16 protein-coding genes and 1 pseudogene are annotated in these 15405 nt (G+C 39.6%); 2 read left to right on the plus strand and 15 right to left on the minus strand.

What is annotated here, in order from left to right:
- Positions 1 to 51 precede the first annotated feature (51 nt).
- The 15 genes from AZH43_RS06110 to AZH43_RS06180 form a co-directional block, all read right to left on the minus strand.
- Entirely contained in the window at positions 52 to 348 is a 297-nt protein-coding gene (locus AZH43_RS06110) for a YciI family protein (protein WP_067667616.1), read from the minus strand.
- Positions 349 to 373: 25 nt separating this feature from the next.
- The gene (locus tag AZH43_RS06115) at positions 374 to 1717 is read right to left on the minus strand and encodes an OprD family outer membrane porin (RefSeq protein WP_067667618.1); all 1344 of its coding nucleotides are present in this window, start codon (positions 1715 to 1717) and stop codon (positions 374 to 376) included.
- Between the two features lie 55 nt (positions 1718 to 1772).
- On the minus strand, positions 1773 to 2675 hold the full coding sequence (locus AZH43_RS06120; RefSeq protein ID WP_067667620.1) for an MBL fold metallo-hydrolase: 903 nt from the start codon (positions 2673 to 2675) through the stop codon (positions 1773 to 1775).
- A gap of 30 nt (positions 2676 to 2705) precedes the next feature.
- The gene (locus AZH43_RS06125; protein ID WP_067667622.1) at positions 2706 to 3899 is read right to left on the minus strand and encodes an acetyl-CoA C-acetyltransferase; all 1194 of its coding nucleotides are present in this window, start codon (positions 3897 to 3899) and stop codon (positions 2706 to 2708) included.
- A gap of 11 nt (positions 3900 to 3910) precedes the next feature.
- Positions 3911 to 5173 (minus strand): acetyl-CoA hydrolase/transferase family protein, encoded by a 1263-nt coding sequence (locus AZH43_RS06130; protein WP_067667624.1) that lies wholly within the window; start codon positions 5171 to 5173, stop codon positions 3911 to 3913.
- Positions 5174 to 5206: 33 nt separating this feature from the next.
- Positions 5207 to 5485 (minus strand): muconolactone Delta-isomerase, encoded by a 279-nt coding sequence (gene catC / locus AZH43_RS06135; RefSeq protein WP_067667626.1) that lies wholly within the window; start codon positions 5483 to 5485, stop codon positions 5207 to 5209.
- A gap of 32 nt (positions 5486 to 5517) precedes the next feature.
- Positions 5518 to 5841 (minus strand): EthD domain-containing protein, encoded by a 324-nt coding sequence (locus AZH43_RS06140; protein ID WP_067667628.1) that lies wholly within the window; start codon positions 5839 to 5841, stop codon positions 5518 to 5520.
- A gap of 2 nt (positions 5842 to 5843) precedes the next feature.
- Complete coding sequence (locus AZH43_RS06145) at positions 5844 to 7109, minus strand: MFS transporter (protein ID WP_067667630.1); 1266 nt, start codon at positions 7107 to 7109, stop codon at positions 5844 to 5846.
- 32 nt (positions 7110 to 7141) lie between these two features.
- Positions 7142 to 7786 (minus strand): 3-oxoacid CoA-transferase subunit B, encoded by a 645-nt coding sequence (locus tag AZH43_RS06150; RefSeq protein ID WP_067667632.1) that lies wholly within the window; start codon positions 7784 to 7786, stop codon positions 7142 to 7144.
- Positions 7787 to 7791: 5 nt separating this feature from the next.
- Positions 7792 to 8466, minus strand: a complete 675-nt coding sequence (locus AZH43_RS06155) for a 3-oxoacid CoA-transferase subunit A (RefSeq protein ID WP_067667634.1) — start codon at positions 8464 to 8466, stop codon at positions 7792 to 7794.
- A 133-nt stretch (positions 8467 to 8599) separates the two neighbouring features.
- Complete coding sequence (locus tag AZH43_RS06160) at positions 8600 to 9493, minus strand: LysR family transcriptional regulator (RefSeq protein WP_067667638.1); 894 nt, start codon at positions 9491 to 9493, stop codon at positions 8600 to 8602.
- Positions 9494 to 9799: 306 nt separating this feature from the next.
- On the minus strand, positions 9800 to 10990 hold the full coding sequence (locus AZH43_RS06165; protein ID WP_067667639.1) for a CaiB/BaiF CoA transferase family protein: 1191 nt from the start codon (positions 10988 to 10990) through the stop codon (positions 9800 to 9802).
- A 5-nt stretch (positions 10991 to 10995) separates the two neighbouring features.
- Positions 10996 to 11835: a MaoC/PaaZ C-terminal domain-containing protein gene (locus tag AZH43_RS06170; RefSeq protein WP_067667640.1), complete on the minus strand. Its 840-nt coding sequence runs from the start codon at positions 11833 to 11835 to the stop codon at positions 10996 to 10998.
- Between the two features lie 17 nt (positions 11836 to 11852).
- Positions 11853 to 12674, minus strand: coding sequence for an HpcH/HpaI aldolase/citrate lyase family protein (locus AZH43_RS06175; RefSeq protein WP_067667642.1), 822 nt, complete (start codon positions 12672 to 12674; stop codon positions 11853 to 11855).
- A gap of 14 nt (positions 12675 to 12688) precedes the next feature.
- On the minus strand, positions 12689 to 13849 hold the full coding sequence (locus AZH43_RS06180; RefSeq protein ID WP_106386923.1) for an acyl-CoA dehydrogenase family protein: 1161 nt from the start codon (positions 13847 to 13849) through the stop codon (positions 12689 to 12691).
- Positions 13850 to 13955: 106 nt separating this feature from the next.
- Between AZH43_RS06180 and AZH43_RS06185 the strand changes: the two genes are divergently transcribed.
- Together AZH43_RS06185 and AZH43_RS18070 are read left to right on the plus strand one after the other, a co-directional pair.
- The gene (locus AZH43_RS06185) at positions 13956 to 14894 is read left to right on the plus strand and encodes a LysR family transcriptional regulator (protein WP_067667647.1); all 939 of its coding nucleotides are present in this window, start codon (positions 13956 to 13958) and stop codon (positions 14892 to 14894) included.
- Positions 14895 to 14991: 97 nt separating this feature from the next.
- Positions 14992 to 15218 (plus strand): annotated as a pseudogene (locus AZH43_RS18070) (IS3 family transposase); the annotation flags it as partial.
- Positions 15219 to 15405: the final 187 nt, after the last annotated feature.

The following is a 15405-nucleotide window of genomic DNA, read 5'->3' on the forward strand; positions in this document are numbered from 1 at the left end:
ATACATAAAAATTTGAATATGTAAGCATGGCATTGCCATGCTTTTCTCTATTTATAAGCAAAAAGCTCCATCCAGATAAGCTTTTCTCCAGCGATCAATTTTAATCTTCTGAAATAGTCCACCGATATAAAAAGGATCTTGCTCAATAAATTTCTGTGCAGCTTCACGGGTATCAACATTAATAATGTAGATCCCTCCACCTAGATCACAGCCTTCATCATCTAATTTCGCGCCACATGCCAATAAAATTTCAAGTCTCTGATTTAAATAATTTAAATGCTCATCACGTAGCTGCTTTCTTAGTGGGGAGTGATTTACTTTATCCCAAGTTTCAATAACATAGGGCATGTTAATTTCCTTATATAATAATAAATTAGAATGAAAATGGATATTCGAGGATTAAACGGAATTCATCGATATTGCCATAACGGTAACCTTCAGTTGCCCGATGTGTTGCTTGACGAAGACGAATATCTAAATCTTTAGCAAAACCTTGCTGTACTCTGTAACGTAACTCGATGTCACGTTCCCAATGTTTGTTATCAATATCTTGATTATAAATATGACGTTTTGTATAAAAAGCATTGTCACTGCCAGTATTATCCATGTCCCAGCCATACAGATAGCGAGTCATCAATGACAAACCGATTGCGCCATAGGGACTAAAGTCAATTTCATATTTAATCTGGGCAGATTTTTCTTTTGCTTCTGTAAACGTGGCAAATTGCACACTGTTAGGAATAGATGCAATACCACCATTATTTTTAAAACCAATCCAGTCTAAAGGCTCATCACCGAGTACCTGCTGATAGGCTAAAGTAAAATTATGATTAGATAATTTGTAGCTACCAGTAACAGAAGCCAGACCAGTATTGATATTTCCGCCAGTAGCGTCACCAGTATCACGGTTCATATAGTTATTTGTTTGCAGACTGAAATTAGATTGGTCATTGATTGGATATTTATATTTGGCTGCTAAATAATATTGCATCCAGACATTATCTAATTCAGATATATATAACGACGTTTCAAGCTTATCCAGTTTATAATTTGCTCCTAAATAGGTTGCGTAATCGCCTTGAATGCCGTTGTTATAATCGGTATTGAAATAATTGAGACGATCGGTTGAGTCTACGGGACTCATTTGAGAGAAATAACCAAAGTCCAAATTGAGATGATCAAAGGAATTATCCTTAATGGATAAACCTGTTGACATTGATGGGAGTAGGCGAGAGTAATTGGTTCCAATAATAGGGTTATTCGGAAATTGATTCCCGAGTATTACTTCGGTTTGATGATACTTTGCGCGTAGTGCACCGCCGAATTCAGCAGTCGTCGATTTAGGTTTACCTTGCGCATCAACTTCTAGGTTGTTAGTTCCAGTGCGATAGCCATCGCTGTCCAGTTTTAATGCCACCAAAGAATAGGCATTTATTCCAAACTGTACAGGCGTATCTGTCCAGCCGCTTTCTATGTTGGCAATAAAACCTTGAGCCCATTCTTCGCGGTAGCCTTTACGTTCAGACACAGGTAACTGTGCGTTCTGTCCAGCAGAGTTGTACTCGCCTTTACGAAAATCACGGTTAAAATAGTAATTTTTTGCCAGCACATTAAATGTGGTATCTTCAATAAAATCTGCATGAGCTGAGTTAATTCCGGTTATGAATAGGCAAAGCTTACCCATAACCAGTAAATTTTTATTTACTGGTTTTTTCATTAAAAAGTCCTTTTAATTGATGTTAATTACTCATCTAAATCGTTAGATGTGAGTTTTAAACGCGGTTCCAAGTATCTGAAGGCTCAAAGATAAATCCATTATCTTGTTTGCGGATATAACCACAGTAAGGATCACCAAAATGTACGGGCAGTAGTAAAGCTTCTCTGCTAACAGCCCGTTCTAAACATTCCATTCGTGTTTTTATGGCAATATCAGGCCAGATACAATAACCAGAATTGATTTCTGGGCGAACGATTTGCAGTGGGCTATGGAAGACATCGCCGCAAAAAATAGCTTCTTCTCCTTGGGATCTGATACGGAAGGTGACTTGGCCTGGGCTATGGCCTGGCGCTGGTTCTACAACTAAACAATCGGCAATTTCAGAGTGAGGTTTAATAAACTGTACTAAACCTTCATTAAATATTGGCATTACACTGTCAAAGAAAGAATCCCCAAAGACATCAATCACACCAGGCTCTTTATTTTTACCTTCGTGGCAAAAATCAAAATCTTCTTTAGGGAAATAATATTGGGCATTTGGGAAGGTTGGAGTCCAACGATTGTCTTTCCAAACGGTATTCCAGCCAACATGATCGGAATGTAAATGGGTAATCACAACATGAGTGACTTTTTCAGGCGGTGCTCCAGCAGCAGTCATCCACTCCGTAATTAAGTTATTCAGCATATGCATGCGTGGAATTTCTGGACGGGGTTTAAAGTTGCCTACCCCAGTATCTATCACAATAATATTATTGCCAGCATGCACCACCCAAAACTGAATGCTTACAATGAGGCGATTCATTTCCGGAATCCAATGATGCGGGGCAAGCATTGCTTTATTTTCTTCCAGTAAACTCTGATCTGCTGTTGGAAATAAAAATTTAGGGTCGTGGCTTGGCGCAGCATATTCATGAATACGCGTAACTTTTACTTCACCAATCATTCTTGATTCAATCATGTCTTACTCCTTAACAAATTTAATAAATGTTTAGATGCGTTCGAATAGGGCGGCTAAGCCTTGTCCGCCTCCAATACACATAGTTTCCAGCCCATAACGTGCATTTCGGCGTTTCATTTCATGGAGCAGGGAAGTCATAATCCGCATGCCTGTAGCCCCAATAGGGTGGCCGAGGGAAATGCCTGATCCATTCACATTAATATTTGCCGTATCTTGGAGATTCAGTTCTTTAATTACAGCCAATGCCTGTGCTGCAAAGGCTTCATTAATTTCGATAAGATCAATGTTTTCTAGGTGGACACCCGTATTTTTCAGCAGCTTATTGACAGCGGGAACTGGGCCAATACCCATCCGGCTCGGATCGCAGCCTGCCGAACTCCAGCCAATAATTTTAGCCATTGGTTCTAAATTGTATTTTTCCAGATATTCACGGCTGACTACGAGACAGCCTGCGGCAGCATCATTCTGCTGGCTTGAATTTCCTGCGGTGGTTACACCATCTGGTAAAAGCGTTTTGAGCTTGCTCAGGCTTTCAATGCTGCTGTCCTTACGAATACCTTCATCAAAATTTATGGTTTTGATTTCTTTTTTAATTTTGATTTCAACTGGAATGACTTCATCTTGAAATTTGCCTGAATCCCAAGCCTGCTGTGCTTTTTGATGGCTCTGAACTGCAAAAGCGTCGCATTCTTCGCGGCTGATATGATAGTCCCGTGCCAAATTGTCTGCAGTTTCAGGCATGCCAGAAATAACGCCAAACCGTTCAACAGGCTGTGATCTTTCGCGGCCGCGTTCTAAGCGGTCAAAAAAGGTCACGTTGCCTGCACGGCTGCCCCAGCGCATATTGGTTGAATAGTATTCAATATTACTCATGCTCTCAACGCCGATGGTCATAATCGCTTCAGCATTGCCTGATTGAATCGCCATCGCTGCATTGATAATAGCCTGCAGGCCTGAGCCGCATCTGCGGTCAAGGGTATAACCTGAAACTTCAATCGGCAAATCGGCAGCTAGCGCTGCATAACGGGCAATACAAGGCGCTTCGCTAGATGAATACGATTGTGCGATGATAACTTCATCCAGCGTGTTTGTATCAATTCCTGTTTCTTCAATCAAGCTGTGTATTACCTTAACTGAAAGATCTACAGCAGTCAGTGATGCTAAAGCGCCTCCAAATTTGCCAATTGGCGTACGTAATGGACTGACAATATAAGCTTCTTTCATGTGATCATCCTTTAAATTAATTTTGCTTTATGCGCTTGTTCAGTTAATTCATTACGGTAATCAGGAGCCGCAATAGCAATCATTTTTCTTACGCGTTGAGAAATAGTAAGGCCTCGTAAGTCTGTAATGCCATGTTCGGTAATAATGACTGCCGTATCACTACGCGGTGTAGAAACGGGTCCCTGTAATTGACTAACAATTCGGCTAAAATTCTTTCCAGAAGCAGGAAGGGCTATAATGGATAGGCCGCCATTTGAATGATTGGCTGCACGAATAAAATCTAATGCGCCGCCAACAGCGCCCACATAAGTATGATTTGCAATTTCTGCATTGATTTGACCCGTTAGGTCTACTTCAATTGCGGAATTTATTGCAATAAAATTTTCAAGCTGTCCCAATGTTTGAGTATGATGCGTATATTCTGTAGGCCGAAGCTGGATTGCAGGATTCTCATGTACATAGCTGTGCAGTTCCGCGGATCCTGAAATTAATCCCGTCACTGTTAATCCGAGATCGATACTCTTTTTTTGATTGGTAATCACGCCTTGCTTCATTAGCTGCATAACGCCATTACTGATGATACCAGAATGAATACCTAGATTTTGATGCTGCCCCAAGGCCTTCAAAATAGCTTCAGGAATTGAGCCTATTCCTAGCTGTAATGTCGAGCCATTTTTAATTAAAGAGGCCGCATGTTGAGCAATCTTGAAGCTGGTTTGTGAAGATGGTGGCTCAGTAGGAAGCTCAATGTTGCGATCTGTATAAACCAGAACATCAAAATTTTCTTCAGTCAGATACTGGTCTGAATAAACCCAAGGCGCTTGTTTGTTGACTTCGGCAATGACCAGCCGGGCGTGTTGAATAGCCGATTTTAGATAGTCTTGTCCAAGGCTATAACTGTATTGACCTTGAGCATTAGGTTCAGAAACCTGAAGTAAAATTACATCGGCTTGAAGCTTGTGCTGTTCAATCAGCTGAGGAAATTGAGAATAGTGTACTGGCAAGATATCAAGCCGATGGCTCTGTGCAAGTGTTCGGTTATACCCTGCACCGCAATAGCTTGAAAACTTAATATGATCTGAATGTTCCGGTTGACATGTAGGAAACTGACTGATGCCTAAAAAGACACTGAACTTGCCAATTTTATGTCTGTTTTGAATTAAATTCTGAGTTAATGGCGTTGGCTCAGATTGAGCCTGCCCCCACATTACATGATCACCATGTTGAATATAATGGGATAAATCAAGTTGTGAGATATCGTATATTTTGTCCATAATGATCATCCTTGATCTTATCTGTTCAGTGTTTTAGTGAATTGAAGAGGGGTGCTGAGATAAGGCAGTCACCTGAATACTCATATAAGGAAACAGCGGCAGACTTATTAACAGGTTATGCAGTTCCTCGTTGCTTTCCACATCAAAAATACTAATGTTCGAGTATTTGCCGGTTACGCGCCATAAATGAGGCCATTTACCTAACTTTTGTAATTCAATGGCGCGTTCTTTCTCGGCCTTCTTAATTTCGTCCATTTTTTCTAGATCACTGCCTAATGGGATGTTGACTGTCATTTCTACGCAAAAAAGCATGTTTATCGTCCTTAATATTTGATAGATAAGAATTAAATTATGTCTTTAGTGACAAAAGGTTTTAAGCTGCCAATGAATGTTTTTCCATGTTCAAACCATTTTTTACGAACTTCTGAATCTGAATAGATTTGCAACTGAGCTTCATCTTTAAACCAGCATTCTCCAATAGCATCAACACCTTGAACATCAAAAAAAGGTACATGGATATCTGTTGGTTCTGATTCAATCAGACGGACTTCATATTTGTGCAAGCCTGGAATGCCATGTGACATTCGATAATGAACTAAGCATTCTTGATCAAATTGCTCTTTGCTCATGTTTTTTGGCTTTTGCAGTAAATACAGAATACGGATCATAATTAGGCTTCCTGATTGTGATATTTGTTGCTAAGTGGAGCTGACTGCTCCTTATGGACTTTAATTAATAGAATAGAAAGGGTAGCTAGTGCATAAGCAGTTAGGCAGAACAAGCCAATGGATGTAGCTAGGCCTAATTTGTCTGCTAGGGCACCGACGCCAACTACGGACAGCGCTCCCAGCGATTTACCAACATTATAAGAAAAGCCCATACCTGTGGTACGGATATGCGTCGGGAATAAATCACTTAAAAACGGTCCAAGCGCGGCAAACATGCCAATGGCTGAGAAACCGACAAAGAAACCAAGCGCCAGAGTAATATATTGGTTCATAGCAATCAGCATATACACCACAGTCACGATCCAGCTTAAAATAGACATCCCGATTAGAGTCTGTTTACGGCCAATTTTATCCGCAAGATACGAAGTAAACATGAAGCCAGCAAATGCGCCTACAGCCATGATTAAAATAGTCACAATTTTAGAGCTCGGACTTAATCCGCGTTCATTCATGAGTGTCGGAATCCAAATCAGAATGGCATAGCAGGCAGCTTGAAGGCCAACGACCAATAAGCTGGCAAATATTGTTGAGCGCAGATATTCTTTTTTGAAGATTGTCGAAAAAGACGCCTTTTCAACAACAGTTTTATTTTTAGTTACATCTTTAATAAACTGAGCAGACTCTTTAACATTGCGGCGGATAAATATGACAATTAATGCCGGAATAACGCCTGTCCATAAAATGACGCGCCAAGACCATTCTGGCGGAAGTATCGTGATGAATAATGTTGCTACGAGCACTGAGCCTGCCCAACCTAGTGCCATACCTGATTGTACAAATCCAACAGCTTTGTTCTTATGTTTAGCTTGCACAGCCTCAGCCATTAAAGCAGCGCCGACTGCCCATTCACCACCAAAGCCTAAACCCTGCAAGGTTCTTGCAACCAATAATTGTTCATAATTTTGTGCAAACCCTGCCAATAGGCCAAAAAATGTAAACCATAAAATGGTAAACATCAAAATTTTGACACGGCCATAACGGTCCGCCAAAATGCCAGCAATCCATCCGCCAATAGCAGTAACCACGAGTGCAACTGTACCGATTAAACCGACTTGAGTTTGAGTTAATGCCCACGTTGCCATAATGACAGGCAATAAAAAGCTAAAAATCTGCATGTCATATGAGTCTAATGCCCATCCTGCATAACATGCCCAAAATGTTTTTTTCTGGTTGGAATCCGATTCCTTATACCAATTTAACATTCCCATTTACATCTCCTTTGTAAAATCATTTTTTGCACTTATTTCAATTTTGAAAAATCCAAAATGACATCAGTAACACTTTGCACATAATCGGCATTGTGAGGTGAAACAATATCTATGACGTAGACAGAGCCATTTAAAAATTCAAAGGTTGCAATTTCTGTATACACTCGATTAACGCAAGCTAGACCTGTCAATGGATAAGTGCATTTCTCGATAATTTTGCTGTGACCTTGTTTTGTTAAATGTTCCATCATGACGTAAACATTTTGTGCGCCAGAGGCTAAGTCCATTGCGCCGCCAACAGCTGGAATGGCATCTGGATGTCCTGTATGCCAATTGGCTAGATCGCCATTTGCAGAAATTTGAAAAGCGCCCAAAATACAATAATCCAAGTGTCCACCGCGCATCATTCCAAAAGAATCTGCATGATGAAAAAATGCACCTCCTTTTTTTAAATCAATGGCTTCTTTACCGGCATTAATGAGATCCCAATCTTCTTCTCCATTAGCGGCTTGAATCCATTGCCCCAATACGCCATTTTCACTTTGAAGAATGACTTCTTTTTCTTCAAAATAGTCGGCGACTAAAGTTGGTAAGCCAATACCAAGATTGACATATGCACCCTCCGGTATATCTTGAGCAACACGTTGAGCAAGATTAGTCTTTTGTATGTTGTCCATAATGATTACGCTCCAATGCCATTTTTAAGTGTGAGGCGATCAACAAAAATTCCTGGAGTAATAATGATTTCAGGATCCAAATCACCAAGTTCGCAAATTTGGTCAACAGCAACTAAGGTGGTTTTTGCAGCCATCGCCATAATTGGCGCAAAGTTGCGGGCAGTTTTGTTGTAAATTAGGTTGCCCCAGCGGTCACCAGTTTTGGCATAAATCAGGCTGTAATCTACAGGCAAGGCTTTTTCAAACACATAGCCTTTGCCATCTATTTCTTTTGTTTCTTTATTTTCTGAAAGTAAGGTGCCATACGCGGTACGTGTATAAAAACCACCAATACCGCAACCAGCGGCTCTTAAACGTTCTGCAAGTGTGCCTTGGGGTACGACTTCTAGTTCAATTTCGTTATTACGGTACAATTCTTCAAAAACATAGGCGTCTTTTTGACGAGGAAAGGAGCAAATCAGTTTTTTAACGCGTTTGGCTTTAAGTAAAGCAGCAAGACCTTTATCTCCATTACCGGCATTATTACTTACAATAGTTAAATCTTTCGCGCCTTGATCAATTAAAGCCTGAATAAGCTCATTCGGCATGCCTGAGCCGCCAAAACCGCCGACAGCAATGACAGAGCCGTCTTTGATATCTTTGACAATGTCCTTTGCCGAATTGAAGATTTTATTAATCATCTTACTACCTTGTAAAATTCATGTTTCTTGTACTGATAGTAAGTTCACATAATCCTGTGTTATATACAATTTTAGAATTTGAAAGAGGTGTTAATTTTTAATTAACGCTATTAAGCAGATAAAAATTTGATTGTTAATGTATGTGAGACTTTAAGCAGTCAATAAAATCTTTTGAAAACTGACTAATTTCATTAAAGTTTATTGCACATATTTGAAAACCACGATGTGCCCATTTTTCATCTATTTCTCGATATTCGATATTTGGATGAATATGTTGTAAACGCTGAAAAGCAACTAAAGGAATAATTGCAATACCTGCACCAGCGGCTACCATTTGACAAATGGAGTCATAGCTTGAAACTTGTACCCGAATATTTATTTTTTTATCTAATTGCTGAGATAGCTTATGTAAAAAAATTTGGATTGCGCTGCCTTCATGTAAAGTCACGACTGAATATTGAATGGCATCCAATAAGGTCACATTTTTGTATTGAAGAATAGGGTGGGTTTTGGGTGCAATCAAAATAAGATGAGAAGAAATTAACGGCATCGTCTGCAAATTTTTAGTATCAATATTTCCTGAGATAATTCCAAGATCGGCACGCTTATCTACGACAATATTCACAATGTCTTCACTTAGCATTTCTTTAAGATTTACATCCACATGCGGATGAGTAATTAGATATTCAGATAAAGCCTGAGGAATGTATTCAGTAATTGCAGTCGTGTTGGCAACAATAGATAATTTCCCGGCTATCTGATCATTAAATTGAGAAAGCTCGCCTTTAAGGCATTCAATTTCATGATAAATCGATTTGGCATATCTTAAATAAATCAGCCCAATTTCAGTCAGTTCAACGCCTTGAGATGAGCGTTCTAAAATTTTCAGTCCTAATTGCTGTTCTAGATTTTTGATCCGGTTGCTGGCTGCAGGTGTTGAAATGAAGGTTTTTTCGGCTGCGCGAGTTAAATTTTGTGTCTCAGCGATATTCAGAATCAGCCGAAAATCATTTAAATCAAAGTTCACAGGTTTACTCCTGTTGAATTATTAAAAATAGTTGCTTACAGCACGACATGCTTGAATTGATATTAAGTGAAAAGTATTTCATTCTTTTCAAACATATGAAATGTTATTTTTATTCGACTAAAGTTAAAGTCAGTCTGGGTAGCTCGGGTTTTTAAATCACCCCCCTAGGGGGATGATTACCTAAAAAATGAAATGAAGAGCAATAGGGTAATACACATCACCATTCAAAGAATGCACCCTTGTGATGTCCGGGTTCCAAAAAAAGACCAACACCACGGCCTCCATGATGCTGGAAACTGGAAAATTCTAAATGATCGCTTTTTCAATAAATTCTTGGATGACAGTTTCGCTGTATCCTAATTCGCTAAGAATTAAATGGGTATGTTCACTCAGGTATGGTACAGAGCTGATTCGATAATCTTCATCATTTGTAAGTCCGACTGGCTTAAGTGTTGGCACTTTACCGACCGGTGTATTTACGACAGTCCAGCGTCGCCGTGCATCAAGCTGCGGATGATGCCAGACATCTTCCATTTTGTTGACATTTGCATTGGCAATTTTTGCTAGTTCTAAGCGCTGAATTACTTCTTTCTGAGTTAAATGACTAAAGACATCTAAAATGATGGATTTTAAATTTTCACGGTTTTTTGAGCGTAAAGTATTATTTATAAATTCAGGCAGTTCGGAAAGTGCAGGGTCATTCAATACAATTTTACAAAAATCTTGCCATTCACGTTCATTTTGTACTCCTAGGATGACTTGTTTATTGTCACCGGTGAGGAAAGGGCCATAGGGATAGATTGTGGCATGCGATGCACCCGTACGCTGAGGTGCGCTGTTCCCTCGAAAGGTATAATAGAGCGGAAAACCCATCCATTCAGTCATGCTTTCAAGCATAGAAATATCAATACGTTTTCCTTTTCCTGTTTTACCGCGCTCGATCAAGGCGGCTAAAATATTAGAGTAAGCATACATTCCAGCTGCTATATCTGAAATGGAACAGCCGGCTTTTGCAGATTCATATTCTGTGCCAGTGATGGATAAAAAGCCTGATTCACTTTGAATCAGCAAGTCATATGCTTTTTTGTCGTGATAAGGCCCGGGATGCTCGGCATCATCGCCATAGCCGGAAATATCACACACAATGATTTTCGGATTGAGGGCTGACAACGCTTCAAAAGAGAGGCCGAGCCGCGATGCGGAACCTGGTGCAAGATTCTGCACCAGTACATCCGCGTTTAAGACCAGCTGCTTTAAAATATCCTGTGCCTCTTGGGTTTTAATATCAAGCGTCAAACTTTCTTTCGACCGGTTGGCCCAAATGAAATGCGATGACATACCATCAATACGTTCATCATATTTGCGTGCGAAGTCACCTACATTCGGACGTTCAATTTTAATGACCCGTGCACCTAAATCTGCCAATTGCCTAGTGCAGAAGGGGGCGGAAATCGCATGTTCAAGTGTAATGACAGTGATATCATTTAAAGCCAGCATGGGATTTATTCCTTAAAAGAGATTTTCGCTTTCATGCAAATTTGGCCATTATTTTTCTCGATCCATAATTCGCCATTTTCCTGCTCAATGCGGCCATAAATTTGAAAATTATCAAAATCGAATACTGGATTAACTGCTCGAAATTCAAAGCAGGTAATTTTTTTATCTGGATGTTCTTGCTTGAAATGATGAATTAAAAGGGTGGCTAAAAGCGGGCCATGCACTACAAGGCCAGGATAGCCTTCCTCTTGGGTTGCATAGGGGCGGTCATAATGAATGCGGTGTCCATTAAATGTCACAGCCGAATATCTGAATAGAGTTACAGGATCAATAGGAAATGATTTTTTATAATCAAATGCTTTGGCTTCTACGGTTATGGCAGAGGGCTGCATTGTGCCTTGCACCTGATTCGTGGCATCACGATAGACAATGTCCTGTTCTTCAATGATTGCTAATTCATTGTCGGCATAGATTGAATGCTGAACTGTGACGAAATACATATCGCCGCTTTTACCGTGTTTCAGCTCAACCTTTAAAATTTCAGATTCACGGCGTATTGGTTTGTGAGCAGCAATAGGTTTGATGAACTGTAATCGGCTGCCCGCCCACATCCGTTTAGGAAAAGGAATGGGGGGTAAGAATCCGCCTTTTTTAGGATGACCATCTACAGCGAGGTCTTGTCCGTTGACCAATGGCAGAAAATAGAGCCAGTGATATAGATGAGGCAAATCAGCAGGGGACTTATTTTCTTCATTGAGTAAAGTCTGCATCATTGCTATAGGGCGATGATCTGAATAATCTTCTAGTATTTCTTTCTTTCCAATCCAATTGCTGTAGTTTTCCATGAAAATTCCTCAATTCTTTATGCGTTTAAACCAGCCTGTTTTAAAATTTTTTGTGCTCTTAAAATGACAGGTAAATCAATCATTTTCCCATCTAAACTGATGGCTTGACCTTGTGCTTGATGGACTGCCTTCAAAACACGTTGTGCCCACTCCATTTCTGCATCTGTTGGTGTGAAGGCCGTATTGACGATGTTGACTTGGTTGGGATGGATACAGAGTTTTCCAGCAAAGCCTAAATTTTTTGCTTGCAGCGTCTCCCGTTCAACTAAAGTTTCATCTTTAAAGTCAACCGTAACGCCATCTATTGGTGATTCGATTCCAGCAAGTTTGGATGCCAATACAAACTCATTTCGAAATGACAAAAGTTCTTCATAACCGCCTTGCATATTCATTTCTAATTGGAAATCAATTGATCCGAACATCAGGGCTTGGACTGATTTAGCCTGAGCAATTTGACGAATATTGGCAAAACCAAAGGGTGTCTCAATGAGTGCAAATATATTGATTACATGAATAGCTGTAATGGCATCAATGTCTGCAACTGATTCAGTTTTGGGTAAAATAATTGCTTGAACATTGCTGAATTTTGCCAATTGAATATCGTCTGTAAACCATTCGCTGTTTTTTGAATTGATACGGATCATCACATTTTTCTGCGGGTGATCCATCAACCAATTTTTGAGTCCATTACGAGCAGAAATTTTCATATCAACCGGAACCGCATCTTCTAAATCAATAATAATTGCATCCGCTTGCGTGTTGAGTGCTTTTTCAAAACGTTCAACACGATTTGCAGGAATAAAAAGATAAGATCGTGCAGATTTTTGTACGTTTTCCATTCTACAGTCCTTATTTAGAATGAGCGCGGTAAATCAAGCAAATGTTCAGCGACATAACTGAGAATTAAATTAGTTGAAATAGGCGCAACTTGATATAGACGAGTTTCACGGAATTTACGTTCAATATCATATTCATTTGCAAATCCAAAACCGCCATGGAACTGCAAGCAATGATTCGCCGCTTCCCAGCTTGATTTAGCAGCCAGATACTTTGCCATATTGGCTTCTGCACCGCAGGCTTGCCCTTGATCAAACAATTCGCACGCACGGAAACGCATTAAGTTTGCAGCTTCAATTTCTATGAAGGATTCTGCAAGTGGAAATTGAACACCTTGGTTTTGGCCAATCGGGCGACCAAAGACTTCGCGCTCTTTGACATATTTGGTTGCACGGTCCATAAACCAATAGCCATCGCCGATACATTCCGCAGCAATCAAGGTGCGCTCTGCATTTAAACCATCAAGAATGTATTTAAAACCTTTACCTTCTTCACCAATCAGGTTTTCTTCAGGGATTTCTAAATTTTCGAAAAATAGTTCATTGGTTTCATGATTCACCATATTTGGAATAGGCTGCACGGCCATGCCTGATTTCATGGCCTCTTTAATATTAACCATGAAAATGGACATGCCTTCAGATTTTTTTTTCACTTCAGCTAAAGGTGTGGTACGTGCAAGAAGAATCATCCAGTCACTATGCTGTACACGTGAAATCCAGACTTTTTGGCCATTAATTACATAGCGGTCACCCTTTTTAACTGCGGTGGTGCGAATTTTTGTAGTATCTGTGCCTGTTGTTGGCTCAGTGACTGCCATAGATTGCAGGCGCCATTCACCAGAAGCAATTTTAGGCAAATAAAATTCTTTCTGTGCTTGAGATCCATTACGAAGCAAGGTGCTCATGTTATACATTTGACCGTGACACGCGCCTGAGTTGCCACCGCTACGGTTAATTTCTTCCATAACTACAGAGGCTTCTGCTAAGCCTAATCCCGATCCACCAAACTCTTCTGGAATCATGGCGGCCAACCAACCTGCATTGGTTAAAGCATTTACAAATTCTTCGGGATAAGTTTTTCCTTCATCAATTTTACGATGATATTCATCTGGAAATTGTGCACATAAGGCGCGAACTGCTTCTCGAATTTCTAGATAGTTATTAAACGTACTTTTCACTTGCATGTCCTTATCTTGATCTCTTTATATTTTTGATCATATATTGTTATGTAAGATAATTTAAAATAGTATATTTTGATGGAATGTATGCTGTAAATTTATTGAAATGGACATAAAGCAATTACGTACTTTTATTACTATTTTAGAAGTTGAGAATATAACAAAGGCGGCGGCTATGCTGAATATTGTGCAGCCTGCGGTATCACGTCAAATTCAAATGCTTGAAGAGGAATTGGGCGTAAAATTATTCAACCGTTCACGTCATGGTATGGCTTTGACTGATGATGGAAAGCTGCTTGAACCTTATGCAAGAAGAATTTTGGAAGATATCGAAAGCGCCAAGCTAGAGTTAACGGCAAATAAAGGAGTGATTAGAGGGAAGGTTCACATAGGAGTGCTGTCGAGTATCAGTGAATTACTGTCTACGCTGATTATGAGCGTTATCAAAGAAAAATATCCTGAAGTGCAAGTTAAGATTTCTGTTGGGTATTCAGGACATTTAAAAGAATGGCTAGAAGCTGGAGATATTGATTTAGCCTTGATGTATGATTCTACGCCATCTAAATTAATTGATTTGATTCCTCTAGTAAGAGAGCCTTTGTTTTTGATAGGTGCAGCGCAGACTCTACTGCGATTAAATAAACCTATGGATTTAAAAGAGATTGAAAATTTCCCATTAATTTTACCTTGTCATCCTCACCGCTTGCGTACGCTTATAGAGCAGGCTAGCAAAAAAAATAAGTCGAATTTAAATATTTATGCCGAAACAAATGATTTAAATATCCAGAAGCAGCTAGTAATACAAGGGTTTGGTTACACAATTTTGCCGTTAGTTTCAGTTATTAATGAGCTTAATACTGGTTCAATGAAAGCTGTGCCTATTGTGGGCAATGACTTTGTACGTGTGATTACTTTAGCTATGCATTCTACAAGAAACATACCGAAGCATGTACGCATTATTACCGGCGAAATTATGGGATGCGTAAGGCGCTCAATTGATGAGAAAAAGTGGCCAAATGCTAAATGGATTTATGAGAGAGAATAAAATATATAATGACATTTCTTGGTACTCCTCCCTTAAATAATCGAAGTTACAAGTAGGGGGGAAGCAGTCATTAATGGAGGCCTTCCTTTATTTGCTTGATTTAGTACTGAATCTGCGTATTAAGCCAAGAAGAATGCTGAAAAGACATGTACTGGTGCAACTCAAAGAACCAATCAAGGAAAATCATGTGTGATCGTAGATTTTATGCATGATCAGCTGATTGATGGCTGTAAATCCCGATTATTCAATGTGATTGATGATTACCGACGAGAAGGCTTGGCAATCGAAATGAGATTTTCATTACTCACAATCAGGGTATTAAGAATATCTTTTAATACGAAATGATATTCGGGTCGTATATCAAAATTATGCGGACAATATTTTAATTTTTGATCTGATTTGGCTTTGTTGCACAAAGATTAAAGAATTAGAAGCACCCTTATGAATATTAAATCCAACCCGATTTGAAATTTTCCAGATTCATCAAATCACGGCTATACCCTAGATTTCA

It is taken from the genome of Acinetobacter pragensis, assembly GCF_001605895.1.
GTDB lineage: Bacteria > Pseudomonadota > Gammaproteobacteria > Pseudomonadales > Moraxellaceae > Acinetobacter > Acinetobacter pragensis.